The sequence below is a fragment of the Acerihabitans arboris genome (genome assembly GCF_010131535.1).
GTDB lineage: Bacteria > Pseudomonadota > Gammaproteobacteria > Enterobacterales > Enterobacteriaceae > Acerihabitans > Acerihabitans arboris.
Window position 1 is genome coordinate 91779 of sequence record NZ_WUBS01000016.1, and the last position, 19691, is coordinate 111469.

Annotated in this window: 17 protein-coding genes and 2 pseudogenes; 14 read left to right on the top strand and 5 right to left on the bottom strand. The window is 59.4% G+C overall.

The annotated features are described in order from the left end of the window. The first annotated feature begins 65 nt into the window (after nucleotides 1-65). The 6 genes and pseudogenes from GRH90_RS20615 to GRH90_RS20635 all read left to right on the top strand — a co-directional run bounded on the left by GRH90_RS20615 (nucleotide 66) and on the right by GRH90_RS20635 (nucleotide 5499). Nucleotides 66-365, top strand: a complete 300-nt coding sequence (locus GRH90_RS20615) for a DUF1427 family protein (protein WP_162367848.1) — start codon at nucleotides 66-68, stop codon at nucleotides 363-365. Continuing rightward, nucleotides 362-619, top strand: a complete 258-nt coding sequence (locus GRH90_RS20620; protein WP_162367849.1) for a DUF1427 family protein — start codon at nucleotides 362-364, stop codon at nucleotides 617-619. The genes GRH90_RS20615 and GRH90_RS20620 overlap by 4 nt, the downstream gene beginning before the upstream one ends. A 13-nt stretch (nucleotides 620-632) precedes the next feature. Further along, nucleotides 633-1016 carry a response regulator transcription factor gene (locus tag GRH90_RS20625; RefSeq protein ID WP_162367850.1) on the top strand — a complete coding sequence of 128 codons (384 nt, stop codon included), beginning with the start codon at nucleotides 633-635 and terminating at the stop codon, nucleotides 1014-1016. 8 nt (nucleotides 1017-1024) lie between these two features. Next, a pseudogene (locus tag GRH90_RS26735) lies at nucleotides 1025-2251 on the top strand (serine/threonine protein kinase); the annotation flags it as partial. Between the two features lie 396 nt (nucleotides 2252-2647). Next, nucleotides 2648-4351, top strand: a pseudogene (locus GRH90_RS26740) (ATP-binding protein); the annotation flags it as partial. 80 nt (nucleotides 4352-4431) lie between these two features. Beyond that, nucleotides 4432-5499, top strand: a complete 1068-nt coding sequence (locus tag GRH90_RS20635; RefSeq protein WP_162367852.1) for a helix-turn-helix domain-containing protein — start codon at nucleotides 4432-4434, stop codon at nucleotides 5497-5499. Between the two features lie 10 nt (nucleotides 5500-5509). Here GRH90_RS20635 and GRH90_RS20640 read toward each other — a convergent pair whose 3' ends face one another. Together GRH90_RS20640 and GRH90_RS20645 are read right to left on the bottom strand one after the other, a co-directional pair. Then, nucleotides 5510-5941: a hypothetical protein gene (locus GRH90_RS20640; protein ID WP_162367853.1), complete on the bottom strand. Its 432-nt coding sequence runs from the start codon at nucleotides 5939-5941 to the stop codon at nucleotides 5510-5512. 28 nt (nucleotides 5942-5969) lie between these two features. Continuing rightward, a complete protein-coding gene (locus tag GRH90_RS20645; protein WP_162367854.1) occupies nucleotides 5970-6590 on the bottom strand; it encodes a response regulator transcription factor in 621 nt (206 codons plus the stop codon). A gap of 410 nt (nucleotides 6591-7000) precedes the next feature. On the opposite strand from GRH90_RS20645, the gene GRH90_RS20650 reads away from it, so the two are divergent. The 7 genes from GRH90_RS20650 (at nucleotide 7001) to GRH90_RS20680 (ending at nucleotide 14280) form a co-directional block, all read left to right on the top strand. Next, nucleotides 7001-7732, top strand: a complete 732-nt coding sequence (locus GRH90_RS20650) for a GntR family transcriptional regulator (RefSeq protein ID WP_218586271.1) — start codon at nucleotides 7001-7003, stop codon at nucleotides 7730-7732. 320 nt (nucleotides 7733-8052) lie between these two features. Continuing rightward, nucleotides 8053-8934, top strand: coding sequence for an ABC transporter substrate-binding protein (locus GRH90_RS20655; RefSeq protein ID WP_162367855.1), 882 nt, complete (start codon nucleotides 8053-8055; stop codon nucleotides 8932-8934). A gap of 127 nt (nucleotides 8935-9061) precedes the next feature. Continuing rightward, nucleotides 9062-10111 (top strand): ABC transporter substrate-binding protein, encoded by a 1050-nt coding sequence (locus GRH90_RS20660; protein ID WP_162367856.1) that lies wholly within the window; start codon nucleotides 9062-9064, stop codon nucleotides 10109-10111. Next, complete coding sequence (locus GRH90_RS20665; protein ID WP_162367857.1) at nucleotides 10108-11028, top strand: ABC transporter permease; 921 nt, start codon at nucleotides 10108-10110, stop codon at nucleotides 11026-11028. The genes GRH90_RS20660 and GRH90_RS20665 overlap by 4 nt, the downstream gene beginning before the upstream one ends. Further along, nucleotides 11025-11831: an ABC transporter ATP-binding protein gene (locus GRH90_RS20670; RefSeq protein WP_162367858.1), complete on the top strand. Its 807-nt coding sequence runs from the start codon at nucleotides 11025-11027 to the stop codon at nucleotides 11829-11831. The genes GRH90_RS20665 and GRH90_RS20670 overlap by 4 nt, the downstream gene beginning before the upstream one ends. Continuing rightward, nucleotides 11831-12712, top strand: a complete 882-nt coding sequence (locus GRH90_RS20675; protein ID WP_162367859.1) for a carbon-nitrogen hydrolase family protein — start codon at nucleotides 11831-11833, stop codon at nucleotides 12710-12712. The genes GRH90_RS20670 and GRH90_RS20675 overlap by 1 nt, the downstream gene beginning before the upstream one ends. 23 nt (nucleotides 12713-12735) lie before the next feature. Next, entirely contained in the window at nucleotides 12736-14280 is a 1545-nt protein-coding gene (locus GRH90_RS20680; RefSeq protein ID WP_162367860.1) for an amidohydrolase family protein, read from the top strand. Nucleotides 14281-14409: 129 nt separating this feature from the next. On the opposite strand, the gene GRH90_RS20685 is transcribed toward GRH90_RS20680, so the two are convergent. Beyond that, a complete protein-coding gene (locus tag GRH90_RS20685) occupies nucleotides 14410-14979 on the bottom strand; it encodes a single-stranded DNA-binding protein (RefSeq protein ID WP_162367861.1) in 570 nt (189 codons plus the stop codon). Nucleotides 14980-15239: 260 nt separating this feature from the next. Here GRH90_RS20685 and uvrA point away from each other — a divergent pair, with 260 nt between their 5' ends. Then, nucleotides 15240-18095, top strand: a complete 2856-nt coding sequence (uvrA, locus tag GRH90_RS20690; protein WP_162367862.1) for an excinuclease ABC subunit UvrA — start codon at nucleotides 15240-15242, stop codon at nucleotides 18093-18095. 96 nt (nucleotides 18096-18191) lie between these two features. On the opposite strand, the gene GRH90_RS20695 is transcribed toward uvrA, so the two are convergent. Further along, complete coding sequence (locus GRH90_RS20695) at nucleotides 18192-18836, bottom strand: TenA family protein (RefSeq protein WP_162367863.1); 645 nt, start codon at nucleotides 18834-18836, stop codon at nucleotides 18192-18194. Nucleotides 18837-18838: 2 nt separating this feature from the next. Beyond that, nucleotides 18839-19681 (bottom strand): BtpA/SgcQ family protein, encoded by an 843-nt coding sequence (locus GRH90_RS20700; protein WP_162367864.1) that lies wholly within the window; start codon nucleotides 19679-19681, stop codon nucleotides 18839-18841. Nucleotides 19682-19691: the final 10 nt, after the last annotated feature.

Here is a 19691-nt window from a genome sequence, read left to right on the forward strand (position 1 = left end):
TCTCCCGGCCGGTTGTGTGGCTATGGGACGCAACCGGCGATCGCCGATGTAGTCAGGGGGTATCTATGAACGCTTATTTTATTTCGCCGGGTGCCGGAGTCTTGATCGGGCTGGTCTATGCGCTGCTGAAAGTGCGCTCCCCCGCCCCGCCCGCCATTGCCCTGATCGGCCTGCTGGGGATGCTTATCGGCGAACAGCTGTCGGTGCTGGTGGTCCGCCAGGCCGCGGCGGCGCAGGCGGCGCCCCGGCAGAAGGCCACCGGGGCCATGGGGATTAACACGGTGGCCTCCCCGGCGGCTCAAGGCGCGGATGTACATAAATCACCCTTGCGGGGCGGGCAAACCGCTGATGGAGACGAGGCATGAAACCTTACGTCATTTCACTGCTTACCGGCATTTTAGCCGGCGTGATCTATTCATTGTTGCAGGTGCGTTCGCCTGCGCCGCCGGTTATTGCGCTGCTGGGCCTGCTCGGCATGCTGATAGGAGAACAGATTGTGCCGGTCTGCAGACGCCTGGCGAAGCGTGAGCCGGTTACCATGGCGTGGTTTCGCGCGGAATGCGTGCCCAAGATAAGCGGCGCCCCGCCGTCCGATGTCAGAAAGTCACCGCCTACCTAGGGAGATGACCGCCATGACGGCCTCGTTGCTTATATCCATTATCGACGACGATCGTTCCGTAAGGAGCGGATTAAGTAATTTATTGCAATCCGCCGGATATGCGACGATATGTTTTGAATCGGCGGAGGAATTCCTGAATGATGAAGCGCTGGAGAACAGCGATTTTGTTATCCTGGATTTCAAGCTAAAAGGGATTAACGGTTTTGAGCTCATCCGACGCCTGGAGCAATCCCGGCCGTCGCCGCCGGTGATGTTGATCTCCGGCCATGGCGACGAGGACATGGGAAAACCGGCGATCAGCGCCGGCGCGGTCGTTTTTATGCGCAAACCCATCGACGTGGATCTGTTGCTGGAGCATATCCAACGGGTATTAGCCAAACGTGGGGGAAGTCCATGATCAATCCGATGCCGCCGGCGCCGCGATCGCGCTTAACCGATGACGATACGGAACACGCCCTCGAACACCGGTCCCCGCCGGGCAACGGCGATATTGCTACTTTTCTCGCCCAAGCCCTCAGTATTTGCGCCGCGCTGCGGCAGTGGCATGCCGCCGGGTTAATCCATGGCAACCTTACTCCCGCCACCCTATTTATCACGCCCGCGGGCATTTGCCGGCTCGACCGGCGCGGCCTGGCGTCGCACCCGGCATTGCCGCCGACGGGCGCGCGGCTTGTCAACCGTACCCTGGCCTTTATTTCACCTGAGCATACGGGACGCACTAAAAGCGGCATCGACGCCCGCAGCGATCTGTATTCATTAGGAGCGGTTTTTTATCAGCGGCTGACCGGCCGGCCGCCGTTTGAGGTCCCGGCCGGCGGCGGGCTGGCCGAATGGGAACATCATCATATCGCCTGCGAGCCGGACGCGCCCCATGCCATTCTGGCGGCGATTCCCGACATGCTGTCGCTGGTGGTGATGAAACTGCTGGCCAAAGCCCCGGAAAACCGTTACCAAACCGTGGAGGGTCTTGCCGCGGATCTTAAGCGATGCCGCTTTTCGCTGGCGGCGTTCGGCTCTATCCCGCGCTTTATACCGGGATTACAGGATTTCTCACCCGCGCCGCAGCTGACCGGCGGCCCCTTCACGCGCGCGGCCGATACTCAAAAAGTGCTCTTGGCGCTGGCGGCGGTGAAACGTCAGGGAACCCATACGCTGGTGGTTATCAGCGGACCGGCGGGGATCGGCAAGTCATCGCTTATTGCCGGCGCCCTGGACCTGCTACGGCGGGAAAATGCCTTTCTGGCGGTCGGCAAGGTCGAGCCATCACGGCGGGTATTGCCCTACGCCGCGCTGTCGGAAGCATTCCGGTCCCTGATACTGTACGTGCTCGGGCAACCAGAGGCGGAGGTCGATGCGCTGCGGGGCCGCCTCGTTTCGGCGCTCGGCGCGTATGCCGGGCTGGCGATCGGCCTGGTGCCCGGACTGGCGCTGATATTGGGTGAAAAAAGCCCGCTTTACGCCATCCCCGCCGTGGAAGCGGAGACGCGCTTGCACCGTATGTGGTATTGCCTGGCCGTGGCCTTTGCCACCGCAGCCCGCCCATTGATATTGCTTATCGACGATATACAGTGGATCGACCCCGCCAGCCTGCGCGTGCTGGAATACCTGATGGCCAATACCGCCGCCTCGCCTGTGTTGCTGGTGGTTGCGCTGCGCGCCCCACCGGTCACCGGCGACCGGTCGTTTGCCGCGCCGTTGACGGCGTTGCGCAACAACGCGGCGCGGGTGGTGGACATCGAACCCGCCCCCCTGTCCATCCCCTCCCTGGCGCGATGGCTGGCGGACGCCTTCCGTACCGCGCCGGGCCGGGTAAGCGCGCTGGCCGGCTTGGTGCATGCCAAGACCGGCGGCAATCCTGCCGTCGCCCGGCGATTTATCAGCATCATCATTAAAGAAGGGCTGGCGACCAGGAGCAAACGAAACGGCAAATGGCAATTTGCCCTGGCGGCTATCCAGGCGCGCCGGTACGCGCAAAATCCGGCCGAGGCGTTTGCTTTAGCGGATAACGGGGAAAACAGCGGCGAAGGCGGCGACGGGGCGCCCGAAGGTGTTTCCCTTACGCAGGCGAGGGAGAACCGGGATCTGCAAAGCGTTATCAGCGCGTCCAGGGCATTATCCGAGGAAATCGACCTCGGCCGGCTGATCCATATCCTGATGAAAATGACGTTGGAACATGCGGGCGCCCAGCGGGGACTGCTGATCAGGGTGACCGCCGGCTCACCGGTTATCGAGGCGCGGGCCGACACGACCCCCGCCGGGGTTAAGGTGCAGGTGGTCAAGGCCGTGCCGGTGGCGGGCGATCTGCCGATATCGGTGCTAAACGCGGTCATTCGCGCCGGCCAGGAAATTCGCCTGGGCGCGCCGGGGGAATTCAGCCCGTTCAGCCGCGATCCCTACCTGATGGCGTCCGGCGCGGCGGCGCTATGCGTGCCGATGTTTAAACAGGCCAGGCTGGTGGGGGCGTTATACCTGGAAAACCGGCTGATGCCGGATGCCTTTACCGCCGACCATTCAAAAGTGATTGCGCTGTTGGTGGCGCAGGCCGCCATTTCCATTGAAACCGCCACCCTGTACGCGGAGCTGCTGGAGGAGAATATCCAGCGCCGTCGCGTCGAGAACGAGCTGCGCACCAGCCAAACGTCATTAATGCTCGGGGAAAAGATCGGCCATACCGGCAGCTGGCGCTGGGAAACCACCCAGGAAACGCTGGATATCTCGGCCGAATACGCGCGCATATTCGGTTTGGATGATGAACGGCGGACCCTGTCCTTTACCAACTATATCGCCTTTGTCCACCCCGATGACCGAAACAGGATACTCAACCAGATAGACTATTGCCTGAGCAAGGGTTTGGCCATGCAAGCCGAGTATCGTATCGTCAGGACGGACGGCACCCTCCGCTACGTCGCGGGGATCGGTGAACCGATCCAGACCGGCGGCAATATCAGCGAATATTTTGGCACCGTGACCGACATTACCGCCCGCAAACAGGCCGGGGACGCCGTCAGGGCCGCGCAGGCCGACCTGGCGCGCGTAGCCAGGGCAACGACGGTCGGGCAGCTCACCGCCTCTATCGCCCACGAAATAAACCAGCCGCTGATGTCAATTGTGTCGAATGCCGGCGCCAGCCTGCGCTGGCTCAACCGCGAGCCGGCCCAGCTGGATAATGCCCGGGTCGGACTGGAAGACATTATTGCCGAAGGCAGGCGGGCCGGAGAAATGATTCGCAGCCTGCAGGCGTTAACCCGCAACGAACCGCCCCATTTTATCCCGGTCGATTTGCACCATACCGCGCATCATATCCTCACCCTTTCCCACAGCGAGCTGGAAAGACGCAAGATCGCCATCGAAGATGCGCTATGGGCCGATGCGTTCATCGTCTATGGCGACAGCGTGCAAATCCAACAGGTGCTGCTCAACCTGGTGATGAATGCCGCGGAGGCCATGGCGGAGGTGGACGATCGTCCGCGCATCCTCACGCTGTCATCCGCCAATCCGGCGCCCGACCTGATCACCTTTGCGGTCGCCGATACCGGCACCGGCCTGAGCGACGAGGTCAAGGCACGGATGTTTGAGTCTTTTTATACTACCAAAAAGCAGGGGATGGGCATGGGGCTTGCCATTAGCCATTCCATTATCGAAAGCCACCGCGGGCGGATGGACGCGTCTCAACGACATCCGCACGGCAGTCATTTTTCTTTTACCCTGCCGACGCTGCCCGCCGACGGTTAAAGGGAAAGTCGGGCCCCTACCCTCACCGGTTGCGGCTACCGGCTACCAGAGCCCGCCATGATGGCAAAATTCTGAATACCTTGACGGCGCCACGGGTAATCGTCTCCCGGCGGGCATTCTGTGGTTTACTGTTATCCACGACGATTCTTGTCGTTGCTTGTGCCGCGGGGCGGTCAAAGCTGACGACGACGATAACCAGGGGGGTAAAAATCGAGACCATCACATCGCCAATCAACCCGCTGGCCACCGGGGCGGCCCGGCTGGTCGTCAGCCGGCATCTGGAAACGACGCCGCCGGAACATGCGCCGGTTATCGCCATCCCCAACCGCGAAGCGTTTTCCGTTATCGTGCAGTTGCGGGATTTTGCATCGCACAAACTCTGGCGTGATGGCCGCCTGGTCCATGCGGGCGGGCATGTGCAACAGGCCGTCGCCATCACCCGGCTTACCGAGGACTGGCGTTGCCAGCATTTAAGCGCCTTTGATAACGTGCGTTTTTTAATTACCCGTCTGGCGCTGGACGAATTTACCTATGACAGCGGTCAAAAACGCATCGGTCATTTTGACTGCGCCCCCGGCGCGGTGGATCCGGTGATTTATCACCTGGCGCAGGCGTTGATACCGTTATTGGGCCAACCCGGCGACAAACATGATTTTATGTTTGATCATATCTCCCTGGCGCTGTTTGCGCACATCGCCGGGGTCTATGGCAAGGCGTCCCAGGACTGGCTGCGGCAAAAAGGGCGCCTGGCGCCCTGGCAGGAGCAGCGGGCCAAGGATTTTATGCTGGAGAACCTGGCAAAAGGGGCGTCGCTGGAGCTGATCGCCCGGGAGTGCGGCCTGTCGCGCGCGCACTTTGCCCGCAATTTCAAGAATACCACCGGCACCTCCGCCTGTGCCTGGCTGCAAACGATGCGCATCCATAAAGCGCGCGAACTCCTGTGCGCCAATCAACAGACGCTGACGGAGATCGCGCTCGAATGCGGGTTTACCGATCAAAGCCATTTTTCCCGGGTATTTAAAACCCTCACCGGCACGTCGCCGGGCTACTGGCAACGCACCCATGGCCGCGGCAACAGCCCGGCCGCGCCCGACGATCCCTGGTTGCCGGTGCAACCCGAGCCGAGCCATGGCCCCCGGGCCGGTTGATATCCAGATATTATATCGGCGCATTACCCTCCACGCCGGACGCATCATTAAGCAAAAACAGCAGATGCCGCAGGGCGCCGTGCGCCATCGCCACGTCCGTTGATTCCTGGAGCGCGGCGATATATTTTTTAGAAAATTCCGTATCGTTCTCCGGCCCCAGCGCAAGCAAACGCTCAATGACGGATTTATATGACAGGACCGTCGCGGCCTCGATCTCATCCGGTTCATCCAGACGCTCGTCCAGTTCCACCAAAATCTCCGACAGTCGCCGGATCCAGGCGAACTGCGGATGGCAGCTCACCAGTTGCAAATGCTCAAACGGGCTGCCAATCTGGCCAAAGCGCGCTGTCTCCAGATCAATCAGGGCCTTATGCAGTTTACGTAATGATGCTGAAATGGTTTTGAGGCTGGCGAGGCGATCGCCATTCATGTTGGCAGGCATAATGATGGTCCTCACGTAACGATGTTAACTAGCGACTTTGTGATTTGACGATGTGCAGGCGTTCCGCCGCCCTGACCAGGTCGGCCAGGGAGCGGGTTTGCATTTTTTCCATCACCCGTCTTTTATGGACCTTGGCGGTAATTTCACTCACGCCCAGCGCCGTGGCAATTTGTTTATTCAGCAGGCCGCCAATCGCCAGGCCCAGCACTTCGCGCTCACGGGGCGTCAGGGTTTGATGCCGCAGGGTCAGGCTCGATTGCTCCATCAGGAACGAGAAGTTTTTTTCCGCCGCCGACAACCCCTCGCGCACGGCGTTGATCAGGTCCTCGGACCTGATCGGCTTGGTTAAAAACTCGCAGGCCCCGGCCTTCATCGCCCGAACAGAGAGGGGGATGGTGCCGAAACCGGTGATAAAGATAATCGGCATTTCCCGGCCCGATTTTTCGAGTTCGGCCAGGACCTGGAACCCATCCGCCACCGGCATGTTCATATCAAGAATCAAACAGCTGGGCAGGGTGCCAAGACGCTGGTCAAGGAACGCCCGCGCCGAGGAGAAATCGGCTACGTTCAGGTCTTCCGACCCTAGTAGCCGAACGATGGATTGTCTTACCGAATCATCATCGTCAACAACATACACAATATGATCCATAGTATGGCCCCATTATTGATACGACTTTTATTGAAGCGAATTCTGTAAAAAGGAATAACCCGGTTTGATAATCGCCACAAGGCCGGAATTGATCTTGTAAAATAGTACGATTTTTTAACGAAAGAAGTGATTTTCGCCAACAATTGCCCGGTAAAGGGTAACTATCATCGGCCGGGGCGTTAAATCATCCGCTAGGGATTTACCCTCGCTTGGCCGAAGCGACTTATTCGGCGCGTGTATGGAGGTAAGGCGGGAACGTCAAGCGCGGGTAACAATGGACTGATAGACATAATTTATTTTAACGGTTAACAATTTCTCTTGAGCGTATATACATATTGGTGTCATGATTGTCATGAATGAATGCTGATGTTAATTCCCGCGTTATGGTTTAGGAGGCTGAGTCATTTAACATGGCCAGAGCGAAACGCCCGACAGATGAGAATATGCAGGCCGCCGCTACGCTGTGCGCCAGGGATCGCAGCGCGGTTTATGAGATATTGATGAATGCTATCTCAGAGCATCGCCTCAAGCCCGGCACCAAGCTAACGGAAGAAAAGCTGGCGACCATTTTTAAGGTATCGCGCACCGTGGTAAGGGAAGCCTTGCAACAGATGGCGTTTGAGCGCGTGGTGGAGATCCTGCCTAACCGCGGCGCCTTTATTGCCAGCCCGACCATTGCGGAGGCGAAAGAGTTTTTCCAGGCCCGGCGCTATGTCGAGGTACCCTTGCTGGAAAATATTTGCCAGCGTGTCACGGCCCAGGAAATCAAGCTGCTACGCCAGCACGTTAAGCAGGAAGAGGAAGCCCGGCTGACCAGCGATCGCCGTAAAATAGTGCGCTTATCGGGCGAGTTCCATGTGCTGCTGGCCTCCCTGGCGGGGAACCGTTTTCTTGAAAGAACGGTACGCGGGCTGCAGTTACTGACCTGCCTGACCATCCTGCTGTATGACACGCCGACGGATGTAACCTGTCAGCACAATGAACATGAACTGCTGGTCGATGCGGTCGAAGCGCGGGACAGCATGCGCGCGCAAAAGCTGATGCTGGATCATCTGCTGGGAATCGAAAATTCACTTCATCTGGAAGAACCTGAGGATGAAGAGAAAGATCTGGAAGAGATCCTGCTCGGCACGGGGAGTTAAATTTCTTATATCTGGCGCCGTCGGCCGGGAAGCCATTTTTTTATCCTCATCATATCATCCGCTGGTTTTACCAGTAAAAAGAGCGCCTTAGGCGCTCTTTTTTTCCCGCCATATTTTCCCCCGCGCAAAGCGTAAAAACGCCTTTCATAAGAAATGCATATCACTAAAATAAAACTGATGAACAATTTAAATAATTATTGACATCAATTTTACATGATCTTATTGTCAAAACTAGCCCATATCCTCTGCCGCAACGATCCTCAAGCCACGTTGCCGTAGGCGATTGTCGACAATCCTTGATCACCTTGTGGATTACGCACATGACTGAATTGGTACTGGCTCATGGTGAAGCGCTTTCCAACCTGCCCTTGTTCGTGGCGCAGGCGCACGGTTATTTCCGCGATCAAGGATTGACGGTGAGGGTGCCGGAGCTTAACGGCACGGCCTCCACCATCGCATTACTCAGAAGCGGCGCAGCGCAGATAGGCACCACGGGATTTACCCAGCCGTTGCGTGACTTTTACGCGGCGGATCCGCTGCGGATTATCGCGGGCAGCGGCATTGGCGGCATGGCGGTGATGGCTCACCCCGATTGCGTCGCGGCGAAACCCGCCACCCTGCGCTGGGGTACCTTTTTCGAGGATCCGATGGAAGTGCTGCTGCACGATGTCATTTGCCATTACCAAGGCGCGTGGCGCCACGGTGATATCCGTTATTTTACCACCCTGGGCCACGCAATAACCGCCATGCATCGGTGCGAGGTAGACGCCTGCACCTTTATCGAACCGGTGATAAGCCAGTTGGAACAACGGGGCTATAAAAAAATGTGTGATGCCGGGGAAGTCTGGGGAACGGCCTATCCCGATACCGTGCTGGTCGCGCGCGCCGGTTTTTTACAACGGCACCCGGACCAGGTCGACGCGGTGATCAAAGCCCTGATACAGGCTGAAAGCACGATCAGGCAGGATCCGCAGGGCGCCCTGGCAAGCGTGGCGCCATTTTATCCCGGTTTTACCCCGGACGTATTGTTGCAGGGCTTGGCGCGGCAGCCTTCACAAATTGATATACGCCATCTGGCCGATACCATCACCAATCGATTCCAGTCGCTGGGGGCGATGGGCAGGCTGACGCCGCCGGACAACCCATCGGCCGTGCTGGATTTCAGCCGGTTATCCGCCCTGCTGGCGCAAGCGGCTTACTGAATACACGCGGCGACAGGCCGCAATACGCAAGATTCGCAACAACAGGCCACGCTAGTCCACCGACGGACAATATGCTTTCCAGGCAGGGGTTCGTTCGCGCTTTCATCGACACCAGGAGAACAGGATTATGTCAACAAAACGGGTTTTCCCGCGGCTAAATGGCTTCGATATCAATCGGCGCCACTTCCTTAAGCACAGCGCGCTGGCGGCCGGCGGACTGGCGCTGGGCAAATACCTTATCGCCCAACCCGCCCTGGCGGCGGATATCACCACCTTTAAAGCGACGCATGGCACGGGCTTGTGCAACTGCCCGTTCTTCCTGGTCAAAGAGCGCGGGCTGGCGAAAAATGTCGCGCTGGATTTCGTGACCACGCCGACCAATGCCGACATTGCGGCCCTGTTCGGCGCCGGGTTGGTGGATGTGACCGTGCTCCCTTATACCAACTTCATCACGCTTTACGCCCAGGGAGCGCCGATCAAAATCGTGGCCGGTTCCGGCGTGCAAGGCTGTGTCATTGTTTCCCAGCAGGGCATCGACTCCGCCGAAAAGCTGCGTGGCAAGACGTTGGGAACCTTCCAGGCGGATACGCTGGAAATGCTGCCATATGACTATCTCAAAAAAGCGGGTATGGGCTTCGCCGATGTGAAGGTGCGCTATTTCGGCACGTCGCCGGAGCTGGCCCAGGCCTTTATCAATGGCAATATCGACGCCATGTGCCATATCGAACCCTACGCTACCCAGGCCGTGCAATCGCGCCCGGGCGCAGTCCGGCTATCCGACGGCGTCGACATTTACGGTAAGAACTACAGCGATTGCGTGCTGGCGGTGCGCGCCTCCGTCCTGGCGGAAAACCGTGACGCGGTTAAGGCCTTGATCAAGGGCATGATGATTGCGCAACACCAGGAAGAAACCGATCGGGCGGCGGCGGTAAAAGACACCGTGGGCAAATACTTCAAGACCAGTTACGAAGCCACGCTGGATGCCGCGACAAAACAACCCGCGATGATCGATCAGCGGCAAAACCAGGATTTTATCCTGCAACGCGCCAACAATCTTAAGGAATTACGTTATATCCAGCAGGTTCCGGGCGCGGATATCTTCGACTGGTCATTGCTTAACGAGGTGATTAAGGAAAACCCCGACTTATATGGCGCGCTGGAGCTGAAAAGCGCATGAAGGCGGATACCCTGCAAAAGCCGGTTAAAAATGCCGGCGTTTCTCCCGGTGGTCTCAATCCCCCGCTCAGGCGGCCCAAAGGGCGCGGCTGGGGACCATTCTTCTCCCGCGTCGGCTGGGGCGTGGCCTCGGTCGCCCTGTTTACCGGGATCTGGGAGGCCATGTGGGCTTTCGGAGGATTAAATCCGCTGTTATTGCCGCCGCCGCATATCTTCCTGGCGAATTTTGCCCGGCAGGCACAATATTTTATCCCAACCGATGTCATCGGCCAGATCACCGACGACACCGCCTTATTGTCGTTGGGAAAAACCATTCTCGCCACGGTGGGCCGCGTGATGGCGGGGCTGGCCCTCGGTTTTATCCTGAGCCTGTCGTGCGGCCTGGCGATTTGTTATTTCCGCCTGTTCGGCAAGCTGGTATTGCCGACGATTACCCTGCTGGCGCCTATCTCGCCCATCGCCTGGCTGCCGGTCGCCATCTTTATCTTTGGCATCGGCAATCCGCCGGCGATTTTTATGGTGTTTATTTCGCTGTTTTTTGTCATGACCGTGTCCACTATCAGCCAGATTGAGGGCGTCGGCAAAACGCATCTCAACGTGGCGGCGGTGATGGGGGCGACCCGGGCACAAACCTTTCGTTACGTCATCATTCCCGCCATCCTGCCTTCGTTATTTTTCGTGCTGCGCATGAATCTGTTCGGCGCCTGGATGATTGTGCTGGTGGCGGAGGCGACGGGGGTCGGCAGCGGACTGGGGCAAATCGTGATGCAGGCGCGCAACACGTTTAATTCCAGCCTGTCGTTCTTCACCATGACCATCATCGGCATCACCGGATTTGTTTTCGATCTGTTATTGCGCAACGTACAGAAAAAACTTCTTTACTGGGTACCTGAAAACCATGCTGGAGGAAGCAAATGACGCAGAACATCGGCTCCCAACCCCCGCTGATCGATTGCAGCAACGTGGGTAAAGTCTGGATTGACGCGCGCGGCGCCTCTTTCGCCGCGCTGGAGAACGTCAATTTGCAGGTGGCACGGGGTGAGTTTGTCGTGCTTCTCGGCCCCAGCGGCTGCGGTAAAAGTACCTTGCTGTATATGATTGCCGGGCTGGAACCGGTCAGCACAGGAACGATTCGCTGCGGGGGCGCCGCAGTGGCCCGGCCGGGCACCGATCGCGGGTTTGTGTTTCAGGAAGCGTCGCTCTATCCCTGGCTTACGGTGGCGGAGAATGTCGCCTTCGGCCTGAAGATGCAGGGCATGTCTAAAGAGCAAAGGTTAAAACGGGCGCAGGCCATCCTGCAAAACGTCGGGCTGGCCGATGCCGCGGATAAACGGCCGGATCAACTCTCAGGCGGCATGCGCCAGCGGGTGGCGATGGCCAGGGCGCTGGCGCTGAATCCCGAAGCGCTGTTGCTGGATGAACCCTTTGCGGCCCTGGATGTCCAGACGCGGGCGAAAATGCAGGACTTTCTCATCCGCATCTGGCGGCAAACCGGCGTATCGATGATTTTTGTCACCCACCATATTGATGAAGCCGTGGCGCTGGCGGATCGGGTGGTGGTATTTACCGCGCGTCCGGGCGGCATTAAAGAAATCATCCCTATCGACCTCCCCCGGCCGCGCGATCCCAAAAGCCCCGCGTTCCATCAGCTCAGCGATCATCTTATCGATCTCCTGCGTGATGAAGTAGATCGCGCATTTGCAGAACAGGAGGTGGGCTGATGAGATCGCCCAGCCTGCCTGTTGCCGCGTTGCAAATGCCGCCGGGCAGCCTGGACCTGGCGCGTAATCGCCAGATGTTGACGGCCGCCGTTTCCCGCGCCGCCGACGCCGGCGCACGCCTGGTGGCGCTGCCGGAATTGGCGCTGACACCCTATTTTTGCGCGGCGCCGGCGGAAAGATACCGCCACTGGGCCGAATCCGTCCAGGGTGAGAGCGCCGGCTGGTGCGCGGCGCTGGCCCAACGGCTGGAATGCGCTATTTTACTGCCGCTTTATGAGCACGATAGCCAACGCGGGCGTTATTACAACGCGGTCATCGGCTTTGATCGGCGCGGACAGATGTTGGGCGACGGCGCCCTGGCGCGAAAATTACATTTGCCGGTAAATGACTATCCCGCGCCCGGCTTTGACGAAGCCGCGCATTTTACACCGGGCGACGGGCTGCAAACGTTTGATATTGAAGGTTGGCGCTGTGCGGTTTTGATCTGCTATGACCGCCGCTTTCCCGAATGCTGGCGCGCGCTGCGCCAGGCGGGGGTCGAGCTGGTCATTGTTCCCGTCGCCGGCAGCGGCGGCGATGACACGGCCTTCTTCCTCGGCGAATTGCGTACGCATGCCAAGGAGAACGGCCTGATGGTGGTTTGCGCCAACAAAGTGGGCCAGGAATGGCTGGATGGCATGGCAACGGATAATTACGGCGAGTCCTGCGTCATCGACGCCGACGGCGCGATGCTGGCGCACCGCCCTCGCCACCAGGGAGCGGGGGAAGTGAAGGCGACGCTGCATTACCAGCGGTTCAGTCGGATCCGTCGGCAAATGCGCTATTTCAACGATCGTCGCGGCGATCTGTTTGGACCCGTGCCACACGGCTGGGTGCGATAATCTCACAGATACAGGATATCAATATGTCTGAATCATTGATGTTAGCAGGTACCCTGATCCAGGGGATCGGCGACGATGGTCGCCCGATCGTGGTGGAACAGGGCGCGCTTTACCAAAAGGACGGCGTCATCCAGGACATAGGTAAAGCCGATGACCTGATCGCCCAATATCCGCAGGCCCGGCGCTTCGGTTCCATGCAACACGTCCTGATGCCGGGTTTTGTCAACAGTCATCATCATGTGGGATTAACCCCGCTGCAACTGGGCTCTCCCGATTATGCGCTGGAACTCTGGTTTGCCAGCCGCATGGGCGCGCGCGAAGTGGATTTGCGGCTTGATACCCTGTATTCCGCTTTTGAGATGATCGCCTCCGGCATCACCACGGTACAGCATATCCACGGCTGGCGGCCCGGGACGCTGGAAACGATCCATGACGCGGCCGGCGCGGTGCTTGCCGCCTACCGGGAGATTGGCATGCGCGCCTCCTACAGCTTCGCGGTGCGCGAGCAGAATTTGCTGGTCTATGACGCCGATGAACAGTTTGTTGCCCGGGTGCCGGCTGACATCCAGCCGCAGCTGGCCGCTCACCTGAAAAAGCAGCGGCTGCCGCTGGACGATCACCTCAAGCTGTTCCGTATGCTGGCGGCGGATAACCAGGGCCAGTCGCTGACGCGCATTCAGCTGGCGCCCGCGAACCTGCACTGGTGCGGCGATGAGGCATTACAGGCGATCAAAGCGGAAGCGGATAACGCCGGCGTGCCGATGCATATGCATCTGGTCGAAACCGCTTACCAGCGTGAGTACGCCCGCAGGCGCACCGGCGGAACGGCCTTGGCGCATTTACATAAGCTGGGTTTGCTGGGGCCGTCGCTGACCCTCGGACATGGCGTCTGGCTGAATGAGGCCGATATTGAACTGGCGGCGGCAACAGGGACCTGCGTGTGCCATAACTGCAGTTCTAATCTGCGCCTGCGCAGCGGCGTCGCACCGCTGAACGCCTTTCGCCGGCACGGCCTGGTGGTGGGGCTTGGGCTGGATGAAGCGGGCATCAACGAAGATCGCGATATGCTGCAGGAGATGCGCCTGGCGTTGCGGGTGCATCGCGTGCCCGGCATGGATGACGATGAAGTGCCGTCCTGCGCTGAAATCGTGCGCATGGCCACCGAAGGCGGCGCCAGGACTACTCCGTTCGCCGGGCAGATCGGCCGGCTGGAACCGGGGAAACTGGCGGATGCGGTGCTGTTCGACTGGCAAAGCATCACCTGGCCCTATCAGGATGAGGATATTCCCCTGCTGGATGTGCTGGTCCAGCGGGCGCGCGCCAGGGATATCGAGAGCGTATTTATCCAGGGCGAGGAGGTCTGCCATCGGGGGCAGTTTACGCGGGTTAATCGCACGGACGTGCTGAATGACATCGCGCAAAAGCTGGCCGCGCCCCGCACCGCCGACGAGCAGGCCCGCCGCGAGCTGGGCAAGGCGGTATTCCCGCATGTAAAGGATTTTTACCGCGATTACCTGGCGGCGGAAACGCCGCGCGAGCCGTTCTACGCGCCGTCGTCCCGCCGTTAACGGGGTAAGTGCCGCCCCCAGGCAGGGCGGGGGTTCTAAGGCTCAGTCAGGTTCGAAATAGGCGATCCGTCAGCCTATGACTATCACAAAAGACACAATAACCATTTGTTTCATATAACAAAATCGCAATCAGAACGGAATGTCATCGTCAAAATCCATCGGCGGCTCATTGCCGCCGGCGGGCGCATTGTTCTGCGCCGCGGGACGACCGGCCGCGGGCGCTGCCGGCGCCGCGCCGCCCGGGTTGCCGCTGAACTGGGCATTGTTGCCCTGCGGCTGCTGAGGCTGGCCCCAGCCGCCCTGCTGGCCGCCACCGGCGCCAGCGCCGGCACCCGCAGCGCCGCCGCCCTGGCGACCGCCCAGCATCTGCATGGTGCCGCCGACGTTTACCACGACTTCAGTGGTGTAACGTTCCTGGCCGCCCTGATCGGTCCATTTACGGGTCTGCAACGCGCCTTCGATATACACCTGCGAGCCTTTTTTCAGATACTCGCCGGCCACTTCCGCCAGCTTGCCGAACAGCACCACGCGGTGCCATTCCGTTTTCTCTTTGGTCTCGCCGGTCTGCTTGTCGCGCCAGCTCTCGGAGGTGGCCAGGGTCATATTGGCCACCGCGCCACCGTTCGGCATGTAGCGGACTTCCGGATCCTGGCCCAGATTTCCGACTAGAATCACTTTATTAACGCCTCTGCTGGCCATGTCGACTCTCCTGATAAGATGTTTTACTTTTGTGTTTACGTAAGTGTAATCGGTAAAGTTTACCACGCAAATGCCCAAAGGACACGGGTGAAAATCAATGCGGCGGCGATCGCAGCGCGCCGAATGCAGAGTTTAACGTTACAATCAATACTGGATATTCGTTCAGCTTTTTTTGTGTCATAATTGTCCGTTTCGCGCCGGGTGTGCCGTTGCAGGCATCCCCGGCGGTAAATATTCATCCGGTGTCGGGATTAAGTTGAATGGATAAGATCGAAGTTCGGGGTGCTCGTACCCACAATCTGAAAAACATTAGTCTGATTATTCCCCGCGACAAGCTCATAGTCATTACCGGCCTGTCCGGCTCCGGCAAGTCCTCGCTGGCGTTCGATACCCTGTATGCCGAAGGGCAGCGCCGCTACGTCGAATCGCTGTCCGCTTATGCCCGCCAGTTCCTGTCGTTGATGGAAAAACCGGATGTCGACCATATCGAGGGCCTGTCTCCCGCCATTTCCATCGAGCAGAAGTCCACCTCGCATAACCCGCGCTCGACCGTCGGCACCATTACCGAGATCCACGACTACCTGCGCCTGCTGTTCGCCCGCGTCGGCGAGCCGCGCTGTCCCGATCACGACGTGCCGCTGGCGGCGCAGACCGTCAGCCAGATGGTGGACAACGTGCTGTCGCAGCCGGAAGGCAAACGCCTGATGCTGCTGGCGCCGATCGTCAAAGACCGCAAAGGCGAGCACAGCAAGACCCTGGAAGGCCTGGCCACCCAAGGTTATATCCGCGCCCGTATCGACGGCGAAGTGTGCGATCTCTCCGACCCGCCCAAGCTGGAGCTGCAAAAGAAGCACACCATCGAAGTGGTGGTCGACCGCTTTAAGGTGCGCGAAGATCTGGCCCAGCGGCTGGCGGAATCGTTTGAAACCGCCCTCGGCCTGTCCGGCGGCACCGCAGTGGTGGCCGAGATGGACGACGGCAAGGCCGAAGAGATGCTGTTCTCGGCCAACTTCGCCTGTCCCATCTGCGGCTATAGCATGCCGGAGCTGGAGCCCCGGCTGTTTTCATTCAATAACCCGGCGGGCGCCTGCCCTACCTGCGACGGCCTGGGCGTGCAGCAGTACTTCGATCCGGAACGGGTATTGCAGAACGAGGAAATCTCGCTGGCGGGCGGCGCCATTCGCGGCTGGGATCGGCGTAACTTCTACTATTTCCAAATGCTGCGCTCACTGGCGGACCACTATAAGTTCGACGTGGAAGCGCCGTTTAACGCGCTCGACGCCGCGGTCCAGCAAAAAATCCTGTTCGGCTCCGGCAAGGAAACCATTGAGTTCAGGTATATCAACGATCGCGGCGACAGCTCCGTCAGGCGCCACCCCTTCGAGGGCGTACTGCCGAATATGGAACGCCGCTATAAAGAGACCGAATCCTCGGCGGTGCGCGAAGAGCTGGCGAAATATATCAGCAATCGTCCCTGCGCCAGCTGCGGCGGCACCCGCCTTAGGCGCGAGGCGCGCCATGTGTTTGTGGAAAACACCACGCTGCCGACCATTTCCGATATGGGCATCGGCAACGCGCTGGGTTTCTTTGATGAGATGAAACTTAGCGGCCAGCGCGCCCAAATCGCGGAAAAAATCCTGAAGGAGATCCGCGACCGGCTGAAGTTCCTGGTGAACGTCGGCCTGAACTACCTCTCGTTGTCCCGCTCGGCGGAAACCCTGTCCGGCGGCGAGGCGCAGCGCATCCGCCTGGCCAGCCAGATCGGCGCCGGCCTGGTGGGCGTGATGTACGTGCTGGACGAACCCTCCATCGGGCTGCACCAGCGTGATAACGAGCGCCTGCTGGAAACGCTTATCCATTTGCGCAACCTCGGCAATACGGTGATTGTGGTCGAGCATGATGAAGACGCCATCCGGTCGGCGGATCATATTATCGATATCGGCCCGGGCGCGGGGGTGCACGGCGGCGAAATCGTCGCCGAAGGCACCGCCGAGCAGATCATGGCTAATCCGGCCTCGCTGACCGGCCAATTCCTGAGCGGCAAGCGCGAAATCGCCATTCCCGAGCACCGGATACCGGCCGATCCCACCAAGGTGCTGAAGCTTATCGGCGCCCGCGGCAATAACCTCAAAGACGTGACGCTGACCCTGCCGGTGGGCCTGTTTACCTGTATCACCGGCGTATCGGGCTCCGGCAAATCGACGCTGATTAACGACACGCTGTTTCCGGTGGCGCAGCGCCAGCTGAACGGCGCCACCACCACCGAAGTCGCGCCTTACCGCGATATCCAGGGCCTGGAGCATTTCGATAAGGTGATTGATATCGACCAAAGCCCCATCGGGCGGACGCCGCGTTCCAACCCCGCCACCTACACCGGCGTGTTTACGCCGGTGCGGGAACTGTTTGCCGGGGTGCCGGAGTCCCGTACCCGCGGTTATACGCCGGGACGTTTTAGTTTCAACGTGCGCGGCGGACGTTGCGAAGCCTGTCAGGGCGACGGGGTAATCAAGGTGGAAATGCACTTCCTGCCGGATATCTACGTGCCGTGCGATCAGTGCAAAGGCCAGCGTTACAATCGCGAAACCCTGGAAGTGAAATATAAAGGTAAAAATATCCACGAAGTGCTGGATATGACCATCGAGGATGCACGCGAGTTCTTTGACGCGGTGCCCGCGCTGGCGCGCAAGCTGCAAACCCTGATCGACGTGGGCCTGTCCTATATACGGCTGGGACAGTCGGCCACCACCCTGTCCGGCGGCGAGGCGCAGCGCGTCAAGCTGGCCCGCGAGCTGTCGAAACGCGGCACCGGCCAGACGCTGTATATCCTTGATGAACCGACCACCGGCCTGCATTTTGCAGATATCGAACAGCTGCTGGCGGTATTGCATCAGCTGCGCGATCAGGGCAATACCATCGTGGTGATTGAGCATAACCTGGACGTGATTAAAACCGCGGACTGGATTGTCGATCTGGGCCCTGAAGGGGGCAACGGCGGCGGGGAGATCCTGATTTCAGGCACGCCGGAGACGGTGGCGGCCTGCGAAACCTCGCATACCGCGCGGTTCCTCAAGCCGATCCTGGCGCGCAAACATCACCCGGTGGCCACCGCCGGCTGATGGCTTATCCGGGCAGCCTGCTGGCAAACCAGCACATCATGCCCTTGAGCGCGGATTTTCCTTTTAACCTACGCCGGGGGCTTGCCCGGCGTAAATTTATTCCGTATAAGCCGCGCCGTGAAAATCAATTTCCCATTCCAGCACCCGCCGGTAAAGGACCGAAAGACGCCGGCGCTCGTCGTCCGCCATGGCCGCGGCGCAGGCATCCAGCTCTTCTTTTAACCAGCGCGCCTGGGCAAAAAATTCCTCGGCGGCATGCATATCCACCCAGTGGCGCAAATCGCCGTCCGCCTGCGCGGACTCGCTTACGCGCCGGCACCAGGTGTAATACATCCACTCGGCGCCAAACATCAGCGTAATGATATCGGCGTAGCCGCCCTGCTGCGCCGCCGCCAGCATCCCGTCGCGAAAACGGCCGACCGCCGGCAAATCGCGCCGATAGTCGTTAACATCGATTTTGCGCCGCGCCAGCACTTCCTCGAAATACCCCATCTGTTCATCCACCAGCGCATTGAGTACCCCCACCAGCCAGCGCTGCTGGCGGATGCCCGGCGCCTTGCTGACCGCCAGGGCGAAGATGCCGATGGCGGTAGCGACAAAATCGCCTTCAAATACCAGGTACTGGTTAAATACCCGGTCCGGCAGCTTGTCCTGTTCGATATCGGTGACAAAACGGTGCTGCTGCATGGCCCGCCAGGTGGCTTGATGTTCGGCCAGTAGCTGTTCGGTAAAACTGGCCATGATCACGCCTCCAGCGCGGCCCGCGCCGCGGCCATAAAGTGCTTAACCCGCGCCGGTTCCACTTCGTTCCACCACACGCCGCCCACTTTCAGGGTGCTGGCCACGATCACGCCCTGGGTGCGCAGCAGGATCTGCCCGACGTTATCGGGAGTGACGCCCGAACCGACCAGCAGCGGCAATGCCGTGGCCGAGCGGATTTCATCAATTTCCTCCAGGGTCGCGCTGTCGCCGGTGCGCTGGCCGGTGGCGATCACCGCGTCGGCCTGGAAAAAATCCACGTCGCGGGTCAGTTCCTGGATGGAACGATCGGCGACGATGGCATGGCTGCCGTGTTTAACATGGCTGTCGGCAAACACCCGGATATGCTCGGCGCGCAGCAGGCTACGATAACGCAACGCCTTGGCCGCCGCCCCCTCGATAAAACCCTCGTTGGCGATATAGGCATTCGCCCACTGATTGACCCGGATAAAATCCGCGCCGCCCGCCAGCGCCGTCGCCAATGCCGGCAGCGCCGCATTAGCCAATACGTTAATGCCGAGCGGCATGCCGAATTCCATTTTGATACGGTCGGTAATTACCGACATCAGCGCCGCCGTTTCCGGGCCGATATCCTCGGGTTTGGAAAAAGGAATATCGCCATGGTTTTCGACAATTAATCCATGCACACCGCCTTCGATATAACTTTTGGCGTCATAAAGCGCGCGATCGATTATTTTATCGAATGACTGGCCTTTATATTGTGGCGAGCCGGGAAACGCCTCGCAATGTACTACCCCAATAACTGCTTTTTTCCTTGAAAATATATCTTGTATTGCGCTGGGTTTTTCTGCTGATATAGATGCCATTGTGTTTCAC

Bases quoted from the DNA above. Each gene is read 5' to 3' on its own strand.
- GRH90_RS20650 (WP_218586271.1), top strand. From the start codon at position 7,001: ATGGCCAGAGCGAAACGCCCGACAGATGAGAATATGCAGGCCGCCGCT.
- GRH90_RS20655 (WP_162367855.1), top strand. From the start codon at position 8,053: ATGACTGAATTGGTACTGGCTCATGGTGAAGCGCTTTCCAACCTGCCC.
- GRH90_RS20700 (WP_162367864.1), bottom strand. From the start codon at position 19,681: ATGGCATCTATATCAGCAGAAAAACCCAGCGCAATACAAGATATATTT.
- GRH90_RS20665 (WP_162367857.1), top strand. From the start codon at position 10,108: ATGAAGGCGGATACCCTGCAAAAGCCGGTTAAAAATGCCGGCGTTTCT.
- GRH90_RS20620 (WP_162367849.1), top strand. From the start codon at position 362: ATGAAACCTTACGTCATTTCACTGCTTACCGGCATTTTAGCCGGCGTG.
- GRH90_RS20625 (WP_162367850.1), top strand. From the start codon at position 633: ATGACGGCCTCGTTGCTTATATCCATTATCGACGACGATCGTTCCGTA.
- GRH90_RS20685 (WP_162367861.1), bottom strand. From the start codon at position 14,979: ATGGCCAGCAGAGGCGTTAATAAAGTGATTCTAGTCGGAAATCTGGGC.
- GRH90_RS20645 (WP_162367854.1), bottom strand. From the start codon at position 6,590: ATGGATCATATTGTGTATGTTGTTGACGATGATGATTCGGTAAGACAA.
- GRH90_RS20695 (WP_162367863.1), bottom strand. From the start codon at position 18,836: ATGGCCAGTTTTACCGAACAGCTACTGGCCGAACATCAAGCCACCTGG.
- GRH90_RS20615 (WP_162367848.1), top strand. From the start codon at position 66: ATGAACGCTTATTTTATTTCGCCGGGTGCCGGAGTCTTGATCGGGCTG.
- uvrA (WP_162367862.1), top strand. From the start codon at position 15,240: ATGGATAAGATCGAAGTTCGGGGTGCTCGTACCCACAATCTGAAAAAC.
- GRH90_RS20680 (WP_162367860.1), top strand. From the start codon at position 12,736: ATGTCTGAATCATTGATGTTAGCAGGTACCCTGATCCAGGGGATCGGC.
- GRH90_RS20675 (WP_162367859.1), top strand. From the start codon at position 11,831: ATGAGATCGCCCAGCCTGCCTGTTGCCGCGTTGCAAATGCCGCCGGGC.
- GRH90_RS20640 (WP_162367853.1), bottom strand. From the start codon at position 5,941: ATGCCTGCCAACATGAATGGCGATCGCCTCGCCAGCCTCAAAACCATT.
- GRH90_RS20660 (WP_162367856.1), top strand. From the start codon at position 9,062: ATGTCAACAAAACGGGTTTTCCCGCGGCTAAATGGCTTCGATATCAAT.
- GRH90_RS20670 (WP_162367858.1), top strand. From the start codon at position 11,025: ATGACGCAGAACATCGGCTCCCAACCCCCGCTGATCGATTGCAGCAAC.